The following is a 25,455-nucleotide window of genomic DNA, read 5'->3' on the forward strand; positions in this document are numbered from 1 at the left end:
ATATATGCCGATTATTTCAGCGGTCGAGGATGTCGCCTTCGGTGGGAACGAGAATTTCGCGTTTGCCGGCGTGGTTGGCCGGCCCGATGATGCCTTCCTTCTCCATCCGCTCGATCAGCGAGGCGGCCCGGTTGTAGCCGATGCCGAGCCGGCGCTGGACGTAGGAGGTCGAGGCCTTGCCGTCACGCAGCACGATGGCGACGGCCTGATCGTAAGGATCTTCCGAATCCGAAAGGTTTGATGTGCCGGCCGGGCCGCCCCCACCGCCGGCGTAATCGCCATCCTCGTCGTCATCGGCGGTGATCGCATCGAGATATTGCGGCGAGCCCTGGGTCTTGAGATAGGAGACGATCTCTTCCACCTCGACATCCGAAACGAACGGACCGTGGACGCGCTGGATACGCCCGCCGCCCGCCATGTAGAGCATGTCGCCCATGCCGAGCAGCTGTTCGGCGCCCTGTTCGCCGAGAATGGTGCGGCTGTCGATCTTCGAGGTCACCTGGAAGGAAATGCGGGTCGGGAAGTTCGCCTTGATCGTGCCGGTGATGACGTCGACCGACGGGCGCTGGGTCGCCATGATCACATGGATGCCGGCGGCGCGCGCCATCTGCGCCAGACGCTGCACGGCGCCTTCGATATCCTTGCCAGCAACCATCATCAGGTCGGCCATCTCGTCGATGATGACGACGATATAGGGCATCGGCCTGAGGTCGAATTCTTCGGTCTCGTACATTGCCTCGCCGGTATGGCGGTCGAAGCCGGTCTGCACCGTGCGCGAGATCGCCTCGCCCTTCGACAAGGCCTGCTCGACGCGGCTGTTGAAGCCGTCAATGTTGCGCACGCCGATCTTCGACATCTTCTTGTAGCGCTCTTCCATCTCGCGCACGGTCCATTTGAGCGCGACGACCGCCTTCTTCGGATCGGTGACGACAGGCGAGAGCAGATGCGGGATGCCGTCATAGACGGAGAGTTCGAGCATCTTCGGGTCGATCATGATCAGCCGGCACTGTTCCGGCGTCATGCGGTAAAGCAGCGACAGGATCATGGTGTTGATGGCGACCGACTTGCCCGAGCCGGTGGTGCCGGCGACGAGCAGATGCGGCATCTTGGCAAGGTCGGCGATGACGGCTTCGCCGCCGATCGTCTTGCCGAGCGCCATGGCGAGCTTCGCCTTGCTGCCTTCGAAATCCCGGGAGGCGATGAGTTCACGCAGATAGACGGTTTCGCGCGTCTGGTTCGGCAATTCGATGCCGATCGCGTTGCGGCCGGGCACGACGGCAACGCGGGCGGCAATGGCGCTCATCGAGCGGGCGATATCATCGGCAAGACCGATGACGCGCGACGACTTGATGCCGGGGGCCGGCTCCAGTTCGTAAAGCGTGACGACGGGACCGGGGCGGACATGGATGATCTCGCCCTTGACGCCGAAATCTTCGAGCACGCCTTCGAGCATCCGGGCGTTCTGCTCCAGCGCATCGGCCGAAAGCGTGGAGTCGCGCACGACATTTTTCGGTTCGGCGAGCAGATGCATCGAGGGAAGCTGGAAACCCTCGGGACGAATGAATGAGCCCTGCGCCTCCCGCTCGATGCGGGCGCTGGGCTTCGGACGCGCGACCACGGGAACGACGCGCGGTTCCGGCTTGCCGGCCGCCTTGGCCGGTGCGCGGATCATCCAGTCGTCGTCATCATCGTCGGGGAGGATATCGGCCGGGCGCGGCGGCATGTCGGCATCGAAGGGCAGATCGTCGTCGTCATCGTCGTCATCGACGGAAAGCGACGGCGCGGATACGATGCGCCGCGGTGACGTCGCCCTTGCCCCGATCGATGGCTCCATCGACGGTTCCATGCGCTCGCCGCGGACAGTCGGCGCCTTGGCGCGCACCGGTTCGTTCAGCGTGCCGAACTCGTCATCGTTGAAATCATAGGGTGATTCGAAATCGCCCTGGCGGCGCTTGCGCGGCCCCATGCCGAAGAGCCGGCGCAGCCGGCCCTGGCTCATGTACCAGGCATGCGTCATCGCACCGCTGAGAGCGACCCAGCGCGACTCGTCGTCCTCGTCCTCATCTCCGACGACGCGGGCCTTGCTTGTTGTGCCGACGTAATCTTCCTCGGTCTCTTCCTCGGCTTCGCTGCGGCCGACGAGACCCGACGCAAAGAGCATCATCCAGGCGGTGGGTGCTGCAAAGATGCAGCCGACGACCATGGCAAAAGTGCCGGTGGGATAGGTGCCGACGAAGAGTGCGGGAAAACGCAGGATCATATCGCCGACGACGCCGCCGATGCCGTTCGGGATCGGCCAGGTGAGCGGCGGCGGAAAGCAGCCGATGACGGCGGAGGAAAGCACCGAGCCGGCAAGCCAGGCGCCGGCACGGGCGGGGATACGGCTGAAGCGGCGGCCCGAGATCAGCGTCAGCGCCCAGGCGACGATCGGCAGCATCGAAACGACGCTGGCGAGGCCGAGGAACTGCATGACGATATCGGCAAAGGCAGCCCCGCTGTAACCGAGGATATTCGTCGGCAGGTTGGCGGTGGCATAGGAATAGCTCGGATCGGCGACATTCCATGTCGCCAGCGCCGCGACGCAGAGTGCCAGCAACAGAAAGATCGCAAAGCCGATGAGCGCCTGGATCTGCCGCAGCATAAATGCCGAGAAGGAGAACCGATCCGGACGGCCATCCATCGCCGGCGACGTGCTTCTTGCCATGTGTCTAACCCGTCCAATGCCTGAGGGCAGGCGAATCACCGAAGCTTCGCCTTGCCAAAATGCGTCCGCTCTACCTAATCAGAGCCGGGTTAAAGCGATGTTAACCATGCATCCCTGGACGTGCATTCCGAGCAGGCAAATGAAAAAAGGCCCGAACCTTGGAAGGTCCGGGCCAAATGCGGTCTATGGCAGCTTTTCCGGGTCTAACCCGGAAAAGCTCTAGATAGGCCGCGACGGGCTGTGCAGCGGCGCCCTTCTGCCGGCGCCGCAAACCCTGTGATCAGGAAGAGTGGTAGGCGGCTTCGCCGTGGGTCGAAAGGTCGAGACCTTCGCGCTCGGCTTCGACGGTGACGCGCAGGCCGATGACGACGTCGACGATCTTGTAGAGGATCGCCGAGCCGATGCCCGACCACAGCAGCGTCGTCAGCACGCCCTTAGCCTGGGCCAGAACCTGGGTTGCCGTCCCGGCATAGGAGGCAGCAAAATCGGCTGTGGAATAATCGACGATGCCTGCACCGCCGAGCGCCGGATTGACGAGGATACCGGTGCCGAGCGCGCCGAGGATACCGCCGACGCAATGCACGCCGAAGACGTCAAGGCTGTCGTCGTAGTTGAACTTGTTCTTCACGACGTCGACGAAGAAGTAGCAGACCGGCGAGACGATAAGGCCGAGAACGATCGAGCCCATCGGGCCGGCAAAACCTGCCGCCGGGGTGATCGCAACGAGACCGGCGACGGCGCCGGAAGCACCACCCAGCATCGAAGCCTTGCCGCGGGTGAGGGTTTCGACGATGCACCAGGACACAGCGGCGGCAGCCGTTGCGACGAAGGTGTTGATAAAGGCAAGCGAGGCATAGGCATTGGCTTCGAGGTTGGAGCCGGCGTTGAAGCCGAACCAGCCGACCCAGAGCAGCGAGGCACCGACCATGGTCAGCGTCATCGAGTGCGGAGCCATGATTTCCTTCTTATAGCCCGTGCGCTTGCCGAGCATGATGGCGCCGACGAGGCCGGCGATACCGGCATTGATGTGAACGACCGTGCCGCCGGCGAAGTCGATTGCGCCGTAGGAGAAGATCAGGCCGGCCGGCGAGGTGTAGGAGCTCGGGCCGCCCCAGAACCAGACCATGTGCGCCATCGGGAAGTAGATGAAGGTGACCCAGAGTACGACGAAGAGCATGACGGCCGAGAACTTGACGCGTTCGGCGAATGCGCCGACGATCAGGCCGGGCGTGATGCAGGCAAAGGTCATCTGGAACACGATGAAGGTGTATTCCGGAATGGCGACGCCCTTCGAGAAGGTTTCGGCGAGCGACGACGTGTTGACGCCGGCGAGGAACGCCTTGGAGAAGCCGCCGACGAAGCTGTTCAGCGAGCCGCCGTCGGTGAAGGCGAGCGAATAGCCATAGGTCACCCAGATCAGCGCCACGACGGCCGTGATCATGAAGACCTGCATCAGCACCGAGAGCATGTTCTTGGCGCGGACGAGACCGCCGTAGAAAAGCGCAAGGCCGGGGATGGTCATCAGCAGGACGAGCGCCGAGGAGACGAGCATCCAGGTATTGTCACCCTTGTCCATGGTGAAGGCAGGAGCAGCAGCAGCAGCGGCAGCGGCTGGCGCTGCTTCTTGCGCGAAAGCGACAGCCGGCGCCAGAAGCGCGGCCGTTGCTGCGCCAATCAGCGCAAAGCTGGAAGAAAACTTCGAAATTGACATTGGAAAAGGCTCCTTGATCTGCCGCTTACAGCGCTTCTGAATCGGTTTCGCCCGTACGGATGCGTACGGCATGGTCGATCGAATAGACGAAAATCTTGCCGTCGCCGATCTGGCCGGTCTTGGCCGAGGCCGCGATGGCTTCGACGGCCCTGTCGACGAGTTCCGATGCAACCGCGATTTCGATCTTGAGCTTCGGCAGGAAGCTGACTGCATATTCGGTGCCGCGATAGATTTCGGTGTGCCCCTTCTGGCGGCCATAGCCCTTCACTTCGGTCACGGTCAGCCCCTGAATGCCGATCGCCGTAAGAGCTTCGCGGACCTCATCGAGCTTGAACGGCTTGATAATAGCCATCACAATTTTCATCTGGTTTCCCATCCTTCGTTATCCTCGGCACGGAGCCGACTCTCCTTGCCGCTGACGTTCCTGAACAGCGACCGGCGATATACATTCAAAGGACGTGCCAGATTCGTGACGAGATATAACTTATTGAAAAATAACAATTATATTAATTTATGCCAATAAACAGGCAAATGATCGGCCAATAAGCGCACAAATAAAGCGCAAATTTTCAAAGATGCACATTATTTATTCATTTGCCTTTTTCCGAATCAAACCCTCCTGCGCGACAGAGGCGATCAGCTCACCCGATCGGGTAAAGAGACTGCCCCGGGTCAGCCCTCTGGCGCCCGAAGCCGACGGGCTGTCCTGCGTATAGAGCAACCAGTCTTCGAGCTTGCAGGGTCTGTGGAACCACATGGAATGATCGAGGCTCGCCACCTGCAGGCTCTGGTCGAAGATCGACGTGCCGTGTGCATAGAGCGAGGTATCAAGCAGCGTCATATCCGAGAGATAGGCAAGCACTGCCGCCTGATAGAGCCGGTCGTCCGGAACCGGGCCGGTGGCGCGCACCCAGACGTCCTGTTTGGGGTCGAGCTTCTTGTCGGAAAAATAATGCGTCAGCGAGACGGGACGAATCTCGATCGGCCGCTCGCGCTGCCAATATTTTCGGATCGCCTCCGGCGCATGCGTGAGATATTGCTCCTTGATCTGCTGTTCGCCGAGCAGCGCCTCCGGCATCTGGACTTCGGGCATTGCGATCTGGTGGTCGAAGCCCGGCTCCTCGATCTGGAAGGAAGCCGACAGCGCGAAGATTGCTCTGCCATGCTGGATGGCAACGACACGCCGCGTGTTGAAGCTCGATCCGTCGCGGATCCGCTCCGCCTGATAGATGATCGGCACCGAGGGATCGCCGGGGCGCATGAAATAGGCATGCAGCGAATGCACGAAACGCTCGCCCTCGATGGTGCGTTGCGCTGCCATCAGCGCCTGGCCGATCACCTGGCCGCCGAAGACCCGCTGCCAGCCGGCCTGCGGGCTGCGCCCCCGGAAGATATCGACCTCGATCGGCTCAAGGTCGAGCGTCGAAAGCAGCGTCTCCATTGCCGAAGGCCCTGATGTCTCGCGCGTCATTTTGTATGCCTCCCGGCGGTAGGAAGTGAAGTTGCGATGATCTATATAGATCACATCTGAGGCACAAGGTACGGGAGCGGCGCGATGCTTGATATGCTGGTTGTGGGCGGGGGCTATGTCGGCCTTTCCGCTGCCGTCGCGGTCAAACAGGCAGCACCCCATCTGAACGTCGCCGTCGTCGAGGCGGCGCCCGAGCATGTCTGGAAAAACGATACGCGCGCTTCCGCCGTCATCGCCGCGGCAGCGAAGATGCTCGAGGTCTTCGGCATATGGAACGAGATCGAGCCGGAAGCCCAGCCGATCACCAAAATGATCGTCACCGACTCCAAGACCTCCGATCCGGTGCGGCCGGTGTTTCTGACCTTCGACGGCGAAGTGGCCGAGGGCCGGCCCTTCGCCCACATGATCCCGAATGTTGCGATGGTCGCAGCGCTGCGCGGCGTCTGCGAGCGGCTCGACATCGACATCCGCCACGGGCTTGGCGCCACCGAGCTGAAGACCCACGACACCCATGTCACCGTCACGCTTTCGGACGGCAGCGCGCTGGAGAGCCGGCTGCTGGTTGCCTGCGACGGCGTGCGCTCGACGCTACGCGATCTCGCCGGCATCAAGACCGTCACCTGGGACTACGGCCAGTCCGGCATCGTTGCAACGGTCGAACACGAGCGGCCGCATGACGGCTGCGCCGAGGAACATTTTCTGCCGGCCGGCCCCTTCGCCATCCTGCCGCTCAAGAACAATCGCTCCTCACTGGTCTGGACGGAGCGGACGCATGATGCAGAGCGGCTGGTCGCCGCCGACGATCTGGTCTTCGAGGAAGAGCTCGAACGCCGCTTCGGCCACAAGCTCGGCACGCTGAAGGTCATCGGCGATAAGCGCGCCTTTCCGCTCGGCCTGACGCTGGCCCGCGCCTTCGTCGCACCGCGTTTTGCCCTGGCCGGTGACGCCGCCCACGGCATTCACCCGATTTCCGGGCAGGGCCTCAATCTCGGCTTCAAGGATGTGGCGGCACTCGCCGAAACGATTGTCGAGGCTGATCGCCTCGGCCTCGATATCGGTTCGATCAATATTCTCGAGCGTTACCAGACCTGGCGGCGCTTCGACACGTTCCGCATGGGCATGACGACTGACGTTTTGAACCGGCTGTTTTCCAACGACGCGACGCCAATCCGCATCGCCCGCGACATCGGCCTCGGCATCGTCGACCGGCTGCCGCGCCTCAAATCCTTCTTCATCGGCCAGGCGGCTGGCACGACGGCCAAGGACAACCCGCGCTTGCTGGCTGGGGAGACGATTTAAAGACGCTAGAGCAATTCCAGCAAAAGTGGGCAGCGGTCTTGCCAGGCAAAGCGCGAAGCGCTTTTGCAGCGAATTGGGTGAAAACAAAGAGACAGAGCATTTTCGTGATTCAAAGAAAAAACGAAAATGCTCTGGTGAGAGGCGCTATTCGTCGAGGCGGCGGGCTTCGGACACCAGCATGATCGGAATGCCGTCGCGGATCGGATAAGCGAGCTGCGCCTTTTCCGAAACGAGTTCATTGTGTTCGCGATCATAGGAAAGCCGCCCCTTGGAGAGCGGGCAGACCAGGAGTTCGAGCAGTTTCGGATCGACGCGGCTGAGTTTTTCGTCCATGGCCGAAACCTACTGCAGAACCGTGTCGGAGTCACCGAAGACCCGCGCCAGCACGATCTCGGTGATGGCGATCAGCGTTTCGGCCCGCGTCTTCAAATCGGGCGCCTCCAGCAGCGCCTGTTTTTCAGCCGGCCCGAACGGCGACATCATCGCCAGCGAATTGACGAGCGTCAGATTGCTCGCCCGCTCGACGCTTTCCCAGTCGGCCTCCAGCTTGTTGGCATCGAGATAGGCTTTGAAGGCGGTCAGAAGTGCTGCGCGGTCGACCGCCTCCTCCTCGTTCGCAGCCGAGAGATCGGCGATGAACGGGGCGATACGGAAGGTGCGGAACGGATCGCTGGTCGTCTTCTCCTCCAGCAGCCGAAAGCGGCAGACGCCCGTCAGCGAGACGATATAGCGCCCGTCGCCGGTCTCGGCGAAGGAGGTGATGCGGCCAAGGCAGCCGACGGCGGCAAGGCTGGGCTCGCCGCCCTTGTCCTCGTGTTCGCCGAGCGCCGGCTGCACCATGCCGATCAGCCGGTTTCCGGTCAGCGCCGCATCCAGCATCGCCAGATAACGCGGCTCGAAAATGTTGAGCGGAAGCTGCCCGGCCGGCAGAAGGAGGGCACCGGTCAGGGGGAAGACAGCGATCGTATCAGGCAGATCGCCCGGCTTCAGGTATCTGGCATTACCGACTTGCATGAAACCGTCCCGCATTCTTGTAAACGGGCATGCCCGTTCTGACGAGAATGTGGTGCCCCCGCCCGAAAACGCAAGGGCAGATCTCCTAAACTTAGGAGAACAGCATCGCCGAAAGCTTGCGCCGGGCGGAAACCGTCGCCGGATCCTTGAACCCCCAGACCTCGAAGAACTGCAGCAGCTGGCGGCGGGCGCCGTCATCGTCGAAGGCGCGGTCCTTGCGCATGATCAGCAGCAGGTGCTCGGCCGCTTCGTCGCGCCGGCCTTCGACATTGAGGATCTTGGCGAGCTTCAGCCGCGCCTCGTGGTCGTCGGGATTGGCAACCAGGTCGCGTTCGAGCGCAACGGGATCGCCGAGCTTGCGCGCTTCCTCGATCTGTTCGAGCTTCTTCAGCACCGCCTGGATGCCGGCGTCTTTCGAAAGCTCTTCCGGCAGCTCGCTCAGCACCTGGCGCGCCCGCTCATGCTGGTTTGCGGCGATCATGCATTCGGCCATGCCGGCCAGCGCCCTGGCGTTCTCGGGATCGGCCTGCATCACCGCGCCGTAGAGCTGGGCGGCCTCGTTGATATTGCCGGCGGCCAGCAATTCTGCCGCTTCGGTCAGCACGGCTTCGATCTCGGCCGCCTCGTCGGCACCGGCCGGGCCGGCGATACGGTCGATGAACTGGCTGATCTGGCTTTCCGGCACTGCACCCATGAAGCCGTCGGCGGGGCGGCCGTTGACGAAGGCGATAACGGCGGGAATCGATTGGATGCCGAGCTGGCCGGCGATCGAGGGATGGTCATCGATGTTCATCTTGACCAGCCTGACACGGCCCTTGGCTTCATTGACCACTTTTTCCAATACCGGCGTCAGCTGCTTGCACGGGCCGCACCAAGGCGCCCAGAAATCGACCAGCACCGGCTGCTTGCGCGATTCCTCGATGACGTCCTTGCCGAAATTCGCCGTCGTCGTGTCCGTGATGTAGCTGCCGGCCGCAGCCGCGGGTGCCGGCGCTGCGCCGAAGCTTGTCGTCGCCGTCATCTGATTTCCGAAGGAACCGTTATAGGGGTTGTCGCTGCCGCTCATAGGTGTCTCCCGCCGCGCCGATCCTGCCGGCGTCTTTGCTAAAGCATGTCGCGCAAAAGTGTAGCGGTTTTGCGATAAAGACATGCACAAAACCAAAGGCTAAAGCGCGGCAAGCGAACTGAAAAGATCCTCACGCGCTTTAGCGCTAAAATCGTATGTCAGGACGTCACTTTCAAGACAAGCGGCTTGTGTCCGGTCGCTTCCATGAAACGGATGAGATCACTGCTCGCAACCGAGGTCGTCGCATCATTGGAAAGCGGATGGCAGTTGACGATCTCCTCGCCCATCAGATCGGCATCGAGCACGAATGTGACATTCCCTGCCGTATCGTTGATCGCGCCGAAGGCGGTGACCGCTCCTGGAACGACACCGAGATATTCCATCAGCTTCTCTGCCCTGCCGAAGGAGACCCGGCCGGACCCGCCGATCAAATTATGCACCTGCTTGAGGTCGACCTCGGCATTTTCCTCCACGGTCAGCAGGAAATACCTGTCCTTCTTGTCCTTGACGAAGAGGTTCTTGGTATGCCCGCCGGGGATCTCGTCGCGCAGAGCAACCGATTCGGCCACGGTGAAGACAGGCGCATGATCGACCGTCTTGTGGGCAATGCCGAGCCCGTCGAGAAAGGCAAACAATTCGTCTCTTGTCTTCGGGGTATTTTCGGGCATCGGGCAATCCATTGCAGGAGGGAAAAGTCGAGGCCCCTGATTAAGTCCGCCCACGTCATTTGGCAATCTTCGCCACCGACGCTCTACCCCCACATTTGCGGCCTTTTCACTCGGCCTCTGCGCGCAGCAGAATTTTTCTTCGCCTCTTCGTCATTTCCCTGTTGCATTTGAAAATCCGTTAGGCCATATAGCGCCCGTCGCCACAAGGCGGCGCCCACGGTCCAACAACTACCCCGGACCGATGCGGATTGAGCGGGTGTAGCTCAGGGGTAGAGCACAACCTTGCCAAGGTTGGGGTCGAGGGTTCGAATCCCTTCGCCCGCTCCAGTTTTCCCAGAAAATTAAATGTTTGCATAGCGCCGCGATAGGCGCCTTTGTGCCAGGCACGGCAAGGGACCATATCGGCTCCGAAACTCCTGCTTCTCCGAATCCAGATTGCATCTTGAAATCCTGATGCAGCAGCAAATGCTTCGCCGACCTCACGAAGCGAGGGAATTTCGGGAATCCGAAGTGGGATTTTTTCTTATGGCGCCGCGACTGCTTTGTCGGCAGCAATCGGCCCGCGGCATCCGACGGAAAAAACCGAGTCGGCCGGAGGCTCACCGATATCGGCATCTTCCACCTCGACGTCGGCTTTAAATTGTAATTTATTTTGGTTGATTGGTTCGTTTGTAAACTTATTGTCGAAGCAAAAGGACGCGTCTTCGGATCGGATCTCGAATGGTCAGTTTATCGCAGCACCAACTCCCTCGAGCGACACCGATCCGCACCCAGCGCGTCGACGCCGGGGCTCGAACCGGGGTGCCAGCCCCATAACGTCCTGATTGCTCCCCACACCAACCGAGGTTCCTCATGCGCATCGCCGTCGGTGGCATTCATATCGAATGCAGCACATACAACCCCGTCCTGAATGAGGAGAGAGATTTCCGCGTGGTGCGTGGCGAGGCGCTGCTGGCATCACCCTACTTCGCTTTCCTCGGGGACTACGACGCCGAGTTCCTGCCGACGATCCATGCCCGCGCCATCGCCGGCGGGCCGGTTGCGCGCGCCACCTACGAGGCTTTCAAGGGTGAATTCCTCGAGCGCCTGAAGCCGCTGCTGCCGCTCGACGGCCTCTATCTCGCCATGCACGGCGCCATGTATGTCGAGGGCATGGAGGATGCCGAGGGCGACTGGATCAGCGCGGCCCGGGCGCTGGTCGGCGAGGATTGCACCGTTTCGGCCAGCTATGACCTGCACGGCAACGTCACCCAGCGCATCATCGATGCGCTCGACATCTATTCAACCTATCGCACCGCGCCGCATATCGATGTCGAGGAGACGATGCGCCGCTCGGTCTCCATGCTGGTCAAGAGCCTGAAAACCGGCGAGAGGCCGGTCATCCTCTGGGCACCGATCCCGGTCGTACTACCAGGCGAGCGCACCAGCACCGTCGATGAGCCGGCTAAGAGCCTCTATGCGCTTCTGCCTGGCATCGATGCGATCGACGGCATCTGGGATGCATCGTTGATGGTCGGTTATGTCTGGGCCGACGAACCGCGTGCCACGGCCGCCGCCATCCTGACCGGCACCGACCGCGCCGTGCTCACGCGCGAGGCCAAACGTCTCGGCAAGGCCTATTGGGATGCGCGCGAAGATTTCGTCTTCGGCTGTGAAACCGGCTCGGTCGAGGAATGTGTCGCGAGAGCCATCGCAAGCCCGACCGGCCCGGTGGTGCTTGCCGAATCCGGCGACAACCCCACAGGCGGCGGCGTCGGGGACCGGGCCGATGTGCTGGCCGAACTGATCGCCAGGGGTGCTGCCGGCGTCATCTTCGCCGGCATCACCGACAAGGCGGCGACCGAGGCCTGTTATGCCGCCGGCATCGGCGCGGAACGGGAGCTCGGCGTCGGCGCCTCGCTCGACACCAAGGGCAGCAAGCCGGTTACCGCCCGCTTCACGGTCAAATTCCTGCACGAGACCGCAGATCCGACGGACCGCCAAGCAGTGGTTTCCACCGGCGGCATCGATCTCGTGCTCTGCGCCAAACGCCGGCCCTATCACAATATCGTCGATTTCACCCGGCTCGGCCTCGATCCGCACAAGGCAAGGATTATTGTCGTCAAGTCGGGCTATCTCTCGCCGGAATTGGCGCCGATCGCCAATCCGAACCTGATGGCGCTGTCGACCGGGGTCGTCGACCAGTTCGTCGAGCGCTTGCCGCGGCTGCGCAAGCAGCATCCGACCTATCCCTTCGACAAGGACTTTGCCTTCGAGCCGCAGGTCTTCCTCTCCGCGCGCGCCTGAGCTTCGACCGATCCGAACGAGATCTGATTTCCCGGAAAGGACATTCCGCATGACCGCATTCACGACCCGTCCAGAAATCCTCGGCACGTTCGGTGTCGTCACCTCGACGCACTGGATCGCCTCGGCGGTCGGCATGAGCATTCTCGAAACGGGCGGCAACGCCTTCGATGCCGCAGCGGCAGCGGGCTTCGTGCTGCAGATCGTCGAGCCGCATCTCTGCGGCCCGGGCGGCGACCTGCCGGCGGTGATCTATTCGAAGAGGAAGGACAAGGTCGAGGTCATCTGCGCGCAGGGACCGGCCCCCGCCGGCGCCACCATCGAGCACTATACTGGGGAAGGCCTGACACTCATTCCCGGCGACGGGCTGCTTGCGTCAGTCATCCCCGGCTCCTTCGACGGCTGGATGCTGATGCTGCGCGATTATGGCTCGATGAGCGTGCGCGAGGTTTTGGAACCGGCGATTTACTATGCCGAGCACGGCCATCCCCTGCTGCCTAGTGTTTCCGCCACCATCAAAGGGCTGGCGTCTTTCTTCGAGAAGGAATGGCCGACCTCTTACGAGACCTGGCTGCCCGGCGGCAGAGTCCCCGCGGCACATGCCAATTTCAAGAACCCGGTGCTTGCCGAAACCTGGAAGCGTGTCATAGCCGAAGCGGAGACGAAACGCGGCCGGGAAGCGCAGGTGGAAGCGGCCCGCGACGCCTTCTATCGCGGCTTCATCGCCGAGACGATCGACGACTATCTCAAGACCGCCGAGGTGATGGATGCGAGCGGCAGCCGCCACAAGGGCGTGCTGACTGCAAACGACATGGCGAGTTGGTCGGCGACGATCGAGGGGCCGCTGACCTATGACTATCACGGCTGGACGATTGCCAAGACCGGCCCCTGGGGCCAGGGTCCGGTCTTCCTGCAGACCCTATCGATCCTCAAGGGTTTCGATCTCGCCGCGATGGACCCGGCCGGCGCCGATTTCGTCCATACCGTCGCCGAGGCAATGAAGCTCGCCTTCGCCGACCGCGAGGTTTATTACGGAGATCCGGATTTTTCCGAGGTACCAGTCGCGCATCTACTATCAGAGACCTATGCCGTCGAGCGCCGCAAACTCGTCGGTGCGGATGCCAGCTTCGATCTTCGCCCCGGTATCGTGCCCGGCTTCGAGGCGCAGCATGATCTGACGATGAAGATGCTCGGCGAAGATTCCAGGACCGGCACCGTCTACGAGCCGACCATGGCGCATCTTTCCGAAAAGCGTGGCGACACCGTGCATATCGACGTGATCGACCGCGACGGCAACATGGTCTCCGTCACGCCCTCCGGCGGCTGGCTGCAGTCTTCGCCGACCGTGCCCGGCCTCGGCTTCTGCCTGAATTCCCGCGCCCAGATGTTCTGGCTGAAATCAGGCCTGCCGACCTCGCTTGCCCCGGGCAAACGGCCGCGCACGACGCTGACGCCTTCGCTCGGCTTCTACGAGGGCCGTCCGACGCTTGCCTTCGGCACGCCGGGCGGCGACCAGCAGGAGCAATGGCAGCTCTCCTTCTTCCTGCGGCATGTGCACCACAAGCTGAACCTGCAGGCAGCGATCGACCAGCCGCTCTTCCACACGTCGCATTTCCCGAGCTCCTTCTATCCCCGCACCCGCGAGCCCGGCAGCCTGATGGTGGAAGCGAATTTCGGCACCGATGTGCTCGCGGCGCTCGCCCGCAGGGGCCACAAGCTGACGGTGGCCGATGAATGGACGATCGGCCGGCTGACCGCGGCGCGGCGCGATGCCGACGGACTGATGCGCGCCGCAGCGACCCCACGCCTAATGCAGGCCTATGCGGTCGGACGATAGCGCCCCAAGGCTTCGTCGGCCGCTTTCAAGGCGCGCCGGAGAGAACAAGTATTGCGGGAAAATAACCTGTGCCGGCCCGGAGCGGGCCTTGCTTTTTGCTGCAGCGCTTATATGACTTCTGCTAGATATTATTTCACCAAATATTATTAACGACCAGTTCCGCCCATTTGTGTTCTCTTATCCCTACGAATCAAAAAGGTTTGATTTGCCCGGGGACGGCCACCATGTTGAGCATGGGGCGATGCAACAGTTGGGTAGGAGCCTATGCTGCAACGGATTGAAGACATTGATGCAGCACTGGTCGACAGGCTGCAGCATTCGGCATTCAAGTACTTTCTGAAATACTCCAACCCCGAAAATGGCCTGGTGGCCGATACCTCGATCGGCGGCGTGCCGGCGAGCATCGCAGCCGTCGGCTTTGCGCTCTCCTCCTATCCCGTCGGTGTCGAGCGCTCCTGGATCAGCCGAAAGGAAGCAGCCGAGCGCACGGTCAATACGCTGCGTTTCTTTGCCGAAGCGCGCCAGGGCGAAGAGCGCCACGCGACCGGCCACCGCGGCTTCTTCTACCACTTCCTGCACATGGATACCGGCCACCGCGCCTGGAACAGCGAGCTTTCGACCATCGATACGGCGCTGCTCGTCGCCGGCATCCTGACGGCAGCGCAATATTTCAATCGCGAAGACGACGAGACGGAAACCGAAATCCGGGAGCTCGCCACCTTCATCTACGAGCGCGTCGACTGGCGCTGGGCGCTGAACAAGGGCGACACCATTGCCATGGGCTGGAAGCCCTCTTCCGGCTTCCTGCGCTGGCGCTATCACGGCTTCGATGAGGCGATCATCCTCTATGCGCTGGCGCTCGGCTCGCCGACGCACCCCATCCCGCAATCATGCTACGATGCCTTTACGTCAAGCTATTCCTGGATGCTGCACGGCGAACAGTCCTATCTCTATGCCGGGCCGCTGTTCATCCATCTCTTCTCGCACGCCTGGATCGATTTCCGCGGCATTCGGGACAAGCCGATGGCGGAGCGGAACTGGGATTATTTCCGCAACACGCAGGTTGTCATCAATGTCCAGCGTGATTATGCCGAGCGCAATCCCGGCCAGTTCGTCGGCTACAACAGGAATATATGGGGATTTTCCGCCTGCGACGGTCCGCCGCCGACACGGCGCATGCGCGGCGGCCGCCAGCCGAAGGTTCTGGGTTATGCCGCCCGCGGCGCCCCGCTCGGCCCCGATGACGGTACGATTGCGCCCTGGGCCGCCCTCGCCTGCCTGCCCTATGACAAGCAGGCCGCTCTCGACGGCACCAAGGCGCTTCTGACTACCTATCCGAACCTGCTCTTGGAAGGCGGCTTTCCCGGCGGCTTCAATCCGACGGTCAAGACCAAGCGGCCGGAAGGCTGGGTCGACGACCGCACCGTCGGCATCGATCAGGGTCTTGTCGTCATGACGATCGAGAACGAGCGCTCCGACTTCATCTGGAAGCTGATGCGCCAATCGCCGGTCTTCCGCCTCGGGCTCGAGCGCGCCGGCTTTACCGGCGGCTGGCTCGAAGGGATCGAGCCGGAAGAAGTGGTGCGCAAGTTCGGCTAAAACATAATCCCGGTAATCGAAATTGATTTCCGGGTCTCTCACTCAGCTCTCGAAGACATGCGCCTTGCCTGCGATATCGAGACGAACGAGGTCGCCTCGCGCCGGCAGCGCAACGCTCGAGGTTTTGATCAGGATCGGCGGCAGGGCAACGCCGTCCAGCGAAACCGCAACGGTGCAGACCGCGCCGCCGAATTCCACCTCGACGACACGGCCCCCGTAGCTGCGATCGCTATCATCGGCAACGACGCGGATCTGCTCGGGCCGCAGCATGATCTCCGCCTTGCCCTGCCGGCTGCCCTCGACGGCAACGTGGCCGAGGGCGCAATCGGCAAGACCGTTGCGGATGATGGCAGGAAGCAGCACGGCATCGCCGAGAAACAACGCCGTCTCGCGATCGCGCGGATGCAGATACAATGATTGCGGCGACCCGGCCTGGATCAGCCGTCCTTCCCTGAGCACCGCCACCTGATCGGCAAAGGTCAGCGCCTCTTCCTGATCATGGGTGACGAGAATGGTGGTGATGCCGGCCGCCTGCAGCACGCGCGCCACCGCCTTGCGCATATTCTCACGCAGCCCGGTATCGAGGGCCGAGAAAGGTTCGTCAAGCAGCATCAGCCGCGGCTTGCGGCCGAGCGCACGGGCGAGCGCCACGCGCTGCTGCTGGCCGCCGGACAGCTGATGCGGGCGCCGCACCAGCATGCCGCGGTCGAGCTCGACCATATCGAGCAGATCGAGGATGCGCTGGTCGCGATCGGCTGCCCCGCGCTCAAACCCGAAGCCGATATTCTCGGCAACGCTCAGGTGCGGAAACAGTGCGCCATCCTGCGAGACGATGCCGATGCCGCGCTTGTGCGCCGGTACTGTCGCCGCACCGTCTGCCAGCACCTCGCCATCCAGCGTCACCCGGCCGACATCGGGCTGCTCGAAGCCGGCAATGATGCGCAGCAGCGTCGTCTTGCCCGAACCGGACGGGCCGACGACGGCGGTGCGGCTGCCCGCCGAGACGTCGAGCGAAATATCCTTCAGCGCCTGCACGGGGCCATAGCGCTTGCTGATGTTTTCGATCGTAAGCAGCGTCATTGGCCGACGGTCCGTTTCGATTGGGTATAGAGTGTCAGGGTGAGCGGCAGCGACAGAACCACCATCATGAAGGCGTAGGGTGCAGCCGAGACGTAATCGATCTCGCTGGTCAGCGACCAGAATTTCGTCGCCAGCGTATCGACGCCGTTGGGCGACAGCATCAGTGTCGCCGTCAGTTCATTGGTAATGCCAAGTGCGGTGAGCGCCACGCTGGCAGCAGCTCCCGGTGCTGCAAGCCGCATGGTGATCTGCCGTACCGCCTGGCCCGGCGTGCGGCCGAGGCCCATCGCGGCGCGCTCCAGCTCCACCGGAGCCTGGGCGATGCTGGCACGCAGCCCGACCATGGCACGCGGCAGGAAAAGCATCACATAGGCGATAATGAGCGTGGCGAAGGTCTGATAGAGCGGCAGCACGAGACGCACGGTGATCGTCACCAGCGCCAGCGCCACGACGACGCCCGGCAGCGAGCCGACATAATAATGGCAGGCCTCGAGCACGCGCTGGAACCGGCCGGGCGCCCGCACCGAAAGCCAGGCCATCGGTGCCGCGGCAATCGTCGCCAGCACGCCGCCGACAATGGCAAGCACAATTGTCTGCAGGAAAGCGCTACCGACTTCGATGCGCCAGATGTCGGCGCCGCCGAGATAGAGCCAGCGGCCAAGCGTCACCAACGGCACGCCGAGCGTCAGCACCGCCAGGATGATGGGCAGCAAAACGGCCGGCACCACGAACCAGCCCAGCCGGCGGCGGTCCGCCGGACGCGGCGAGCCGGAACCGACGCGGGCATAACGTTCGTTGCCGCGCACCAGCACCTCGAAGCCGAGCAGAAAAAGACAGCAGGCGACGAGCACGCCGCCGAGCATATTGGAGGCCGGGCTGTTGTAGGAGGACTGGAACTGGTCGACGATGGCAGTCGCGAACGTGTCGAACCGGATCATCACGAACAGGCCGTACTCCGACAGCAGATGCAGCGCGATCAGCAGCGAGCCGCCACAGATGGCGAGTCTGAGTTGCGGCAGCACGGCGCGGAAAAACACCCGCCAGGGATTGAGGCCCAGAGAGGCTGCGGCATCCTCGATGGCCGGATCGAGACGGCGCAATGCTGCGGCGACCGGCAGGTAGAGGAAGGGATAATAGGCGATGACCGAGACGAAGACGCCGCTCTGCAGGCCGCGCATGCCGGGAACGAGGCTGACCCAGGCATAGCTGTGCACGAAGGCGGGCACGGCGAGCGGAGCAATTGCAAGCCAGGCCCAGAGCCGCGGGAAAGGGATGTCCGTCCGTTCGGTCAGCCAGGCGAGCGTCACGGCAAGGGCGATCGACAGCGGAATGGTGATCGATTCCAGCAGAACCGTATTGACCAGGAGTTCGCCGACGCGCGGGCGGAAGACCAGGGCCTTCACCGTTTCCCAGCCGACATCGTAGGTTACCCAGCCGATGAAGCCGAGCGGCACGAGGCTGAAGATCGCGACGACGGTGGCGAGAAGCATTACGGATGCATGCGGCATGCGCCCGCGCAGCAAAACCATTCGCGCGGCCTTCGGCGCGACCGGCGCCGCGTTGCCGGATGCGAGCAATCTGTTGTCCTGCAGCAAGGCCAATGCCTTCACACGCTGAAAAAGGAAGGCAACCGCTTTCAAGAGCGGTTGCCGGATTTCGTCATGCCCTAAGGTTTTCTTGAGCCAAAAGCAATAGTTTTGGCCGCAGGAAGGCTGCGGCAGAAAATCAGATCAGACCGGCGGCCGTCATCAGCTCCACGACCTTCTTGCTGTCGAGGGTCGAAGCTTCGACCTTCGGCGCGTTGAGATCGGCAAGCGGAGTGAGCTTGTCGTTGGAGGACGCATCCTTGCCGACGGCATATTCATAGGACGTACCGTCTTTGAGCACGGCCTGGCCTGCCTTGCTGGTGATGAACTTCAGGAAAGCCTGGGCTTCCTTCATATGCTGCGTGGACTTCAGGACGCCGCCGCCCGAAACGCTGACGAAAGCGCCCGGATCCTGGTTCTTGAAATAGTGCAGGCCAACATTCTTGCTGTTCTCGCCGGTTTTGGCCTGATCGCCGAACCAGTAATAATGATAGATGACTGCGCCTTCGACCTCGCCGGCATTGACGGCCTTCATTGCGACGCTGTTGCCCTTGTAGGGCGTGGCATTGTCCTTCAGGCCCTTCAGCCACGCCTTGGTGGCGTCTTCGCCCTTGAGCTGCAGCAGGGCGGCGACGATGGCCTGGAAGTCGGCGCCGGCGGGCGACGCGCCCCAGCGGCCCTTCCAGGCCGGATCTGCAAGATCGAGCAGCGACTTCGGCAGCTTGTCTTCGCTGAGCTTCGTCTTGTCATAGGCGAAAACCGTGGTGCGGGCGGCAATGCCGGTCCACATGCCGTCGGCGGGGCGATACTGATCCGGAACCTGATCCAGCGTTTCCTTTTCGATGGGGGCAAAGAGGCCCGCGCCATCGACCAGAGACATTGCCGGCGAATTCTCGGTCAGGAATACGTCAGCCGGAGAGGCATCGCCCTCCTGAATGATCTGGTTGGCGAACTGCATGTCGCCGCCCTGGCGCATGGTGACCTTGATGCCGGTCTCCTTGGTGAAGGCGTCGATCCATTCGCGGCCCAGGCTTTCGTGCTGGGCATTGTAGACGACCAGGCCTTCGGTCCCCTGCGCATTGGCGCTGCCTGCAAGCGCGGTGGCGGAGAGAAGCGAAGCGGCAAGCGCAAATGCGCGGGAGAAACGGTTAAGAGCGATATTCATGATGGCCTCCATGGCAATGTCCACCCCGGCTCCCGAGGGTGGTAGGAGGCGTATATTTTTCTTGACTGACGATTTCAAGTTTCGTGTTCGCAGAAAAGCAATCACAATATCTTGACTAAATATTTCATATTACCCGGGAATAAATCTCTATCCGGCCAATAGGCGACGCTCGGCAGGCGCCGCCTTTCCCCTTGCAACCGCCTATTCGACGTCGAACTTGACGCCCTGCGCCAGCGGCAGGGTCCTGCCGTAGTTGATCGTGTTGGTGGCGCGGCGCATATAGGCCTTCCAGGCATCCGAACCGGATTCACGGCCGCCGCCGGTCTCCTTCTCGCCGCCGAAGGCGCCGCCGATCTCGGCACCCGACGGCCCGAGGTTGACGTTGGCGATGCCGCAATCCGAACCACGGGCGGAGACGAAGGTTTCGGCCTCGCGCATGTCATTGGTGAAGATCGACGACGACAGTCCCTGCGGCACCGCATTGTGCAGCGCCAGTACCGCGTCGAAATCGCTGTATTTCATCACATAGAGGATCGGCGCGAAGGTCTCGTGTTCGACCGGGCCGGTCTGATCAGGCATTTCGACAAGCGCCGGGCGAACGTAGAAAGCATCGGTCAAACCGTTGCCGACGCGCTCGCCGCCGGTCACCGTGCCGCCGGCCGATTTCGCCTCGCCAAGCGCTGCCTGCATCTTCTCGAAAGCCTGGCCGTCGATCAGCGGTCCCACGAGCGTGCCGCTCTCCAGCGGATTGCCGATGGTGACGGAGCCATAGGCCTTCTGCAGGCGCGGCACCAGCTGGTCGTAGACACTTTCATGCACGAACAGACGGCGCAGCGTCGTGCAGCGCTGGCCGGCCGTACCCATGGCGGAGAAGGCAACGCCGCGCAGCGTCAGGTCGAGATCGGCGCTCGGGCAGACGATCGCCGCATTGTTGCCGCCGAGTTCGAGAATGCCGCGGGCAAAACGCTGCGACAGGCCCGGACCGACGGCGCGGCCCATGGCCGTCGAGCCGGTGGCGGAAACGAGCGGGATCTTCGGATGGTCGACCAGCACTTCGCCGACATCGCGCCCGCCGATGATCAGCGTTGACAGATTGGCAGGCGCCGTGCCGCCCTCGGCGACGAAACGCTTCAGCGCCTTCTCGAACAGCGCCTGCACGGCAAGCGCCGTCAGCGGCGTCTTTTCCGAAGGCTTCCAGACGGTGGAATTGCCGCAGACCATCGCCAACGCCGCGTTCCACGACCAGACGGCGACCGGGAAATTGAAGGCGGAGATGATGCCGACCACGCCGAGCGGATGCCAGCTTTCCATCATCCGGTGCTCGGAGCGCTCGGTGGCGATCGTCAGGCCGTAGAGCTGGCGGGAAAGACCGACGGCGAAATCGCAGATGTCGATCATCTCCTGCACTTCGCCCAGACCTTCCGAAGTGATCTTGCCGACCTCGATCGAGACGAGGCGGCCGAGGGCCGCCTTGGAGGCGCGCAGTTCCTCGCCGAGCAGGCGGACCAGTTCACCGCGCTTCGGCGCCGGCACGGCACGCCATTCGAGGAAGGCCTGGTGCGCCGCTTCGATCGCCGCTTTCGTCTCGGAAACGGAAGCTTCCCTGAGCCTGCCGATTTCCTTGCCGGTAACAGGCGAGGTGACGGACAGCGTGCCGCCGTGATAGCGGCCGGCATCGACGCCGAGTTCGGCGAGCAGCTTGGCGGTTTCGGTGGCGAGATCGAGGACGGCGATGGTCATTGTCGTGGTTCCAATCTTATTTTCTCAGAAGCGGGCATCGGCGAAATGGGCGACCTGAGCGCCGGCTTCGTACCATATTTCTTTCAGCGCACGGAAGCTCGGTTCGGTCGGTGAAGTCAGCGGCAGCGGCAGATCGGCTTCGGTGAGCCGGCCAAGGATATGCTCCGCCAGCGTCCGGCCGAAGACCGTGCCGGGCGCTATGCCGCGGCCATTGTAACCCGAAAAGCCGACAACCCCAGGCGCGAATTTGTGGAAGCGCGGCAGCGCATTGTCGGTCATGCCGATCTGGCCATACCATTCACACTCGAATTCGACATCGCCGATAACAGGAAAGAGCCGCTTCAATGCGCGTTTCGCCCAGCCCTTGTGTACGGCAAGCCCGGTATTGCGCAGCGCCCCGACACTGCCGAAAACGAGACGGCCGGCCTGGTCCATGCGGAAGGATGAGAGGATTTCCTTGGTATCCCATGCGCCTTCCCGCCCCGGCAGGATCGACTGACGCAGATTATGGCCGAGCGGCGCGGTGGCGAAATTGAAATAGGGCAGATAGATCTGTTCGTTGCGCACCTGCTCGAAAGGACCGGTGCTGTAGGCATCGGTTGCAACGATGATCCAGTCCGCGCTGGCCGCGCCGTTTGCCGTCTTCACGATCCAGCGGCTGCCGTTTTGCTCCGTTGCGATGACGGGGCTTGACGTATGAATGGCGACCCCGGTCTTGACGGCGGCATGGGCAAGGCCGCGAGCATAGGCAAGCGGCTGCAGCGTTCCCGCACGTTTGTCGAGCAGCGAACCGGTATAGGCATCGCTGCCGATGCGTTTGGCCGTCTCCGCCGCATCGAGCAGCGTCACGGGTGCGCCGCGCGCAGACCATTGCGCCGCGCGTTCCTCGATCTCCTTCAGCCCGTCGGCGCCGACGGCGCAATGCAGCGTACCGTTGCGTTCGAGTTCGCAGGCGATGCCATGCTTGTCGATCAGCGCCATGACCAGTTTCGGCGCATTGCCGAGCAGATCGAGCAGCCGTTCACCATGCACCGGGCCGAGCACGCCGGGCAGATCGTCAGGCATCACCCACATGCCGGCATTGATCAGGCCGACATTGCGCCCGGCGCCGCCGAAACCGATCTCCTTCGCCTCCAGCAACACCACCTTCGAGCCGGCTTCGGCAAGATGCAGGGCGGAGGAGAGACCGAGGTAACCGCCGCCGACGATGACGACATCGGCCGAGACCACGCCTTCGAGAGGTGTGGTGGCCGGCGGTTCGGGGGCGGTCTTTTCCCAGAGGCCGTGGGAGCGCGGATCATTCAGCATGGTTTGGTCCGATCGGATCGAAATTGCGCTACTCTAACCCATAAAGCCAGGTGTTGAAGCCGGCATTTCAGGCAACGGTCTTCAACTGCGGGCCTGCGAGACCGAGCGCTTCCATCGCCGCTTCCAGCGAGGTCGCCTGGCGCTCGGCATAAAGCGCCAGCTCGTCCTGAACGGTGGCGCCGAGCGCCGCTTCGAAGGCATCGCGGTTGGAATGCGTCGCATAATTCTGCTGCTGATCGGTGCCGAGATTCGACTGAAAAATGCCGGCCGCGCTGACGGGCAGGAAGTCTTCATAGACGATCGGTGCGAAGGCAAGATAACCCTTGGCGATCAGCGCCTCAGGATCGCTCGGCAGCGTGCCCCCAGCTGCCGCAGCAATGCCCGCAGGCGTCGCTGAATAGCGGAAGAAGGCCAGACCTTGCCTGCGCAGCTCATCCCAGCTGTCCGGCAGCGCCTTGAAGCGCTCGGCGAGTTCCTGGTCATAGGCGCCGGCCTTGGCGCCGCCGGCGCCGACCTGCACTTCGCCGCGAACCGAGGCGAGCAGCCGGTCGTAAAGCGCCCGGCCCTTGGCCGTCAGCGCCACGCCGCGCTGTTCGATCTCGCCGAAACGGGCGGTATGCGTCCCTTGAACTGCATCCGCGTCACCGGAAAAGATGATCGTTTCCTCCAGCGCCTTGAAACTCGTCTGCCGCAGCAGGATATCGCAATGACGGCGCGGCGGCCCTTCGATGACGGCCTTCGGCGTGATGCCGCGTTCCGGCATGCGGGCCTGGACCGCGTCGATATCGAGCGTGCGCGGCGTCAGGTGGTTGATGTGCGGTCCCTTGAAGCTGACGACGTCGGCGATCAGCCGGTGCGCATCGTGCAGCCGCTTATAGGTCTCGGCGCTGACCGTCGCCTCGCCGTGCCAGCGGAAGGTTTCAAGCGCCTCGGCGACGAATTCCCGCGCTTCCGCCTCGGTCAGGCCGCCATTCTGCTCGTGACGCTCGACCAGCGTGACGGCACGCGGCGTATAGATGCGCCGCGCGGCCAGAATGGCTTCGGCTTCAACGCGCAGTCCCTCGTCCTCGATCAATTCCAATCGCAACAGCGAGGTGAAGACCCGGAACGGATTGACGTTGAGCGCCGCCTCGTCGATCGGCCGGAAGCTGGTGGAGTGAACCGGCACGCCTGCGACCGAGAGATCGTAATAGCCGACCGGCTGCATGCCCATGACGGCAAACAGGCGGCGGATGGTAAAAAGCTCCTCTGCCGTACCGAGCCGGATGGCGCCGTGGCGCTCGACGTCGATGCGCTCCAGCTCGCCGGCTTGGGTCAGACGCTCACGCAGATCAGGATCGTTTTCAAGGCAGCCGGCATTCACATCCGCCACCAGTTCGATCAGCGTGCCATATTGCGGCACCTCCGCCCGGTACATCTGCGACATCGCTTCAGTGAACAGGGAGCGGATACGGTCTGTGGACACGAAGGATTGCGGCATCTGAGAACTCCGGCTCATTCCGTTTTTGCAGGATGAACCTCTTTACTTCAGCCACAAAGCCGGAAATATCGACAATTCGGAAATAGCTCATTCTGAAATGGAATGAACATGTTCGCTTCAAGGCGTTTTCTGCCGTCGATTTCACATCTCGCCGCCTTCGAGGCGGTTGCCCGCACCGGCAGCGTGACGGCGGCCGCGCGCGAACTCGATCTGACGCAGAGCGCCGTCAGCCGCCAAGTGAGCGCGCTGGAGGAGCAGCTCGGCGTCGAGCTCTTCCTGCGCGAGCGCCAGACCATGCGACTGACGCTGGCCGGCGACAGTTATGCCCGCGAAATCCGCGAGGCGCTGCGGCGCATATCGAGCGCCTCGCTGAACCTGCGCGCCAATCCGCATGGCGGCACGCTCAATCTCGCCATCCTGCCGACCTTCGGCACCCGCTGGTTGGCGCCGCGTCTGGGCCGCTTCCTCGCTGCCAATCCCGGTGTCACCATCAATCTGGTGACCCGGCTTTCGCCCTTCGATTTCCGACTTGATTCGATCGACGCCGCCATCCATTTCGGCCACCCGCACTGGCCGGGCGCCGAACTCGCCTTTCTGATGTCCGAGCGCACGGTACCGGCCTGCAGTCCGGATTTTCTGAAGCAATACGCGATCTCCGGGCCGCAGGATCTGCTTGCCGTTCCGCTTCTGCACCTGACGACGCGCCCGGATGCCTGGGAACAATGGTTTGCCGGCAACGGCGTTTCCTTCGAAAACGTCCACGGCATGCTGTTCGACCAGTTCGCCACCGCCGCGCAGGCGGCGATCGCCGGTCTCGGCGTCGCCCTCTTGCCGACATTCCTGATGCAGGAGGAGATCAGGCGCGGCGATCTCGTCGCCGCCGTCGACCGTGAAATGGAGAGCCGCGAGCGTTATTATCTCGCCTTTCCCAGAGAGCGTGCCGACTATGCGCCGCTTGCCGCCTTTCGCGATTGGATCGTCGCGGAAGCCGCCGCCAACCCGGCGGCGTGACGAACGGCTTGCATCGGCATGGCGCTTTCGACCATTATGCCGGCCAAACAACTTTGCAGGAAATCCCCATGAAGCCGATCTTCGTCCAGCTCCAATGCGCCCCCGGCAAGACCTATGAGGTCGCCGACGCCATCTACCAGACCGAACTGGTCTCGGAGCTCTATTCCACAAGCGGCGACTACGACCTGCTGCTGAAGGTCTATATCGAGGAAGGCCAGGATATCGGCAAGTTCATCAACGACAACATTGCCAATATATCAGGCATCGTCCGCTCGCTGACGACGCTGACCTTCAAGGCCTTCTGATCTCCGTCAGAGGCGGTTAACCTTTTTCGCGAAGAATCGCCTTTCAGGATACCGCTTAAACCGCAGCTTAACGCCTGAGATATCTGCTCGTTGCTATAAGAGTCCCGCCTCGACATGAGGCGGCGTGC

The 25,455-nt window shown here is 62.6% G+C and carries 20 protein-coding genes and 1 tRNA gene; 7 read left to right on the plus strand and 14 right to left on the minus strand.

The window, feature by feature from the left end:
• Positions 1-16 precede the first annotated feature (16 nt).
• The 4 genes from QMO82_RS22000 to tesB form a co-directional block, all read right to left on the minus strand.
• Positions 17-2,704, minus strand: coding sequence for a DNA translocase FtsK (locus tag QMO82_RS22000; protein ID WP_183608560.1), 2,688 nt, complete (start codon positions 2,702-2,704; stop codon positions 17-19).
• A gap of 280 nt (positions 2,705-2,984) precedes the next feature.
• Positions 2,985-4,415 carry an ammonium transporter gene (locus QMO82_RS22005; protein WP_183608559.1) on the minus strand — a complete coding sequence of 477 codons (1,431 nt, stop codon included), beginning with the start codon at positions 4,413-4,415 and terminating at the stop codon, positions 2,985-2,987.
• A gap of 25 nt (positions 4,416-4,440) precedes the next feature.
• Positions 4,441-4,791 carry a P-II family nitrogen regulator gene (locus QMO82_RS22010; RefSeq protein ID WP_003543684.1) on the minus strand — a complete coding sequence of 117 codons (351 nt, stop codon included), beginning with the start codon at positions 4,789-4,791 and terminating at the stop codon, positions 4,441-4,443.
• Between the two features lie 210 nt (positions 4,792-5,001).
• A complete protein-coding gene (tesB, locus tag QMO82_RS22015) occupies positions 5,002-5,886 on the minus strand; it encodes an acyl-CoA thioesterase II (protein WP_183608558.1) in 885 nt (294 codons plus the stop codon).
• A gap of 84 nt (positions 5,887-5,970) precedes the next feature.
• Between tesB and QMO82_RS22020 the strand changes: the two genes are divergently transcribed.
• Complete coding sequence (locus QMO82_RS22020) at positions 5,971-7,185, plus strand: ubiquinone biosynthesis hydroxylase (RefSeq protein WP_183608557.1); 1,215 nt, start codon at positions 5,971-5,973, stop codon at positions 7,183-7,185.
• A gap of 144 nt (positions 7,186-7,329) precedes the next feature.
• Here QMO82_RS22020 and QMO82_RS22025 read toward each other — a convergent pair whose 3' ends face one another.
• From QMO82_RS22025 to QMO82_RS22040, 4 genes are all read right to left on the minus strand, one after another.
• Positions 7,330-7,518 (minus strand): Trm112 family protein, encoded by a 189-nt coding sequence (locus QMO82_RS22025; protein ID WP_003567459.1) that lies wholly within the window; start codon positions 7,516-7,518, stop codon positions 7,330-7,332.
• Positions 7,519-7,527: 9 nt separating this feature from the next.
• A complete protein-coding gene (locus tag QMO82_RS22030) occupies positions 7,528-8,214 on the minus strand; it encodes an LON peptidase substrate-binding domain-containing protein (RefSeq protein ID WP_183608556.1) in 687 nt (228 codons plus the stop codon).
• 76 nt (positions 8,215-8,290) lie between these two features.
• Entirely contained in the window at positions 8,291-9,265 is a 975-nt protein-coding gene (gene trxA, locus QMO82_RS22035) for a thioredoxin (RefSeq protein ID WP_183608555.1), read from the minus strand.
• 158 nt (positions 9,266-9,423) lie between these two features.
• Positions 9,424-9,933 (minus strand): prolyl-tRNA synthetase associated domain-containing protein, encoded by a 510-nt coding sequence (locus QMO82_RS22040; protein ID WP_183608554.1) that lies wholly within the window; start codon positions 9,931-9,933, stop codon positions 9,424-9,426.
• 252 nt (positions 9,934-10,185) lie between these two features.
• Here QMO82_RS22040 and QMO82_RS22045 point away from each other — a divergent pair.
• The 4 genes from QMO82_RS22045 (at position 10,186) to QMO82_RS22060 (ending at position 15,652) form a co-directional block, all read left to right on the plus strand.
• Positions 10,186-10,260, plus strand: a tRNA-Gly gene (locus tag QMO82_RS22045).
• Positions 10,261-10,785: 525 nt separating this feature from the next.
• The gene (locus QMO82_RS22050) at positions 10,786-12,219 is read left to right on the plus strand and encodes a M81 family metallopeptidase (RefSeq protein ID WP_183608553.1); all 1,434 of its coding nucleotides are present in this window, start codon (positions 10,786-10,788) and stop codon (positions 12,217-12,219) included.
• Positions 12,220-12,268: 49 nt separating this feature from the next.
• A complete protein-coding gene (locus QMO82_RS22055) occupies positions 12,269-14,053 on the plus strand; it encodes a gamma-glutamyltransferase family protein (protein WP_183608552.1) in 1,785 nt (594 codons plus the stop codon).
• A gap of 264 nt (positions 14,054-14,317) precedes the next feature.
• Positions 14,318-15,652, plus strand: a complete 1,335-nt coding sequence (locus tag QMO82_RS22060) for a glucoamylase family protein (RefSeq protein WP_183608551.1) — start codon at positions 14,318-14,320, stop codon at positions 15,650-15,652.
• A gap of 42 nt (positions 15,653-15,694) precedes the next feature.
• Here the strand turns inward: QMO82_RS22060 and QMO82_RS22065 are convergent, their stop codons facing one another.
• From QMO82_RS22065 to QMO82_RS22090, 6 genes are all read right to left on the minus strand, one after another.
• On the minus strand, positions 15,695-16,732 hold the full coding sequence (locus QMO82_RS22065; protein WP_183608550.1) for an ABC transporter ATP-binding protein: 1,038 nt from the start codon (positions 16,730-16,732) through the stop codon (positions 15,695-15,697).
• A complete protein-coding gene (locus tag QMO82_RS22070; protein ID WP_183608738.1) occupies positions 16,729-18,309 on the minus strand; it encodes an iron ABC transporter permease in 1,581 nt (526 codons plus the stop codon). Before QMO82_RS22070 ends, QMO82_RS22065 begins: the two co-directional genes overlap by 4 nt.
• A 148-nt stretch (positions 18,310-18,457) precedes the next feature.
• The gene (locus QMO82_RS22075) at positions 18,458-19,483 is read right to left on the minus strand and encodes an iron ABC transporter substrate-binding protein (RefSeq protein WP_183608549.1); all 1,026 of its coding nucleotides are present in this window, start codon (positions 19,481-19,483) and stop codon (positions 18,458-18,460) included.
• Positions 19,484-19,684: 201 nt separating this feature from the next.
• Positions 19,685-21,223, minus strand: a complete 1,539-nt coding sequence (locus QMO82_RS22080) for an aldehyde dehydrogenase family protein (RefSeq protein WP_283196547.1) — start codon at positions 21,221-21,223, stop codon at positions 19,685-19,687.
• Positions 21,224-21,247: 24 nt separating this feature from the next.
• The gene (locus QMO82_RS22085) at positions 21,248-22,531 is read right to left on the minus strand and encodes an FAD-binding oxidoreductase (protein WP_183608547.1); all 1,284 of its coding nucleotides are present in this window, start codon (positions 22,529-22,531) and stop codon (positions 21,248-21,250) included.
• A 67-nt stretch (positions 22,532-22,598) separates the two neighbouring features.
• On the minus strand, positions 22,599-24,029 hold the full coding sequence (locus QMO82_RS22090) for a VOC family protein (RefSeq protein ID WP_183608546.1): 1,431 nt from the start codon (positions 24,027-24,029) through the stop codon (positions 22,599-22,601).
• A gap of 84 nt (positions 24,030-24,113) precedes the next feature.
• Between QMO82_RS22090 and QMO82_RS22095 the strand changes: the two genes are divergently transcribed.
• Positions 24,114-25,022 carry a LysR family transcriptional regulator gene (locus QMO82_RS22095; RefSeq protein WP_183608545.1) on the plus strand — a complete coding sequence of 303 codons (909 nt, stop codon included), beginning with the start codon at positions 24,114-24,116 and terminating at the stop codon, positions 25,020-25,022.
• A 68-nt stretch (positions 25,023-25,090) separates the two neighbouring features.
• Positions 25,091-25,327, plus strand: coding sequence for an Lrp/AsnC ligand binding domain-containing protein (locus QMO82_RS22100; RefSeq protein ID WP_097589936.1), 237 nt, complete (start codon positions 25,091-25,093; stop codon positions 25,325-25,327).
• Positions 25,328-25,455: the final 128 nt, after the last annotated feature.

The sequence above is a fragment of the Rhizobium sp. BT04 genome, from assembly GCF_030053135.1.
Classification (GTDB): Bacteria; Pseudomonadota; Alphaproteobacteria; order Rhizobiales; family Rhizobiaceae; genus Rhizobium; species Rhizobium binxianense.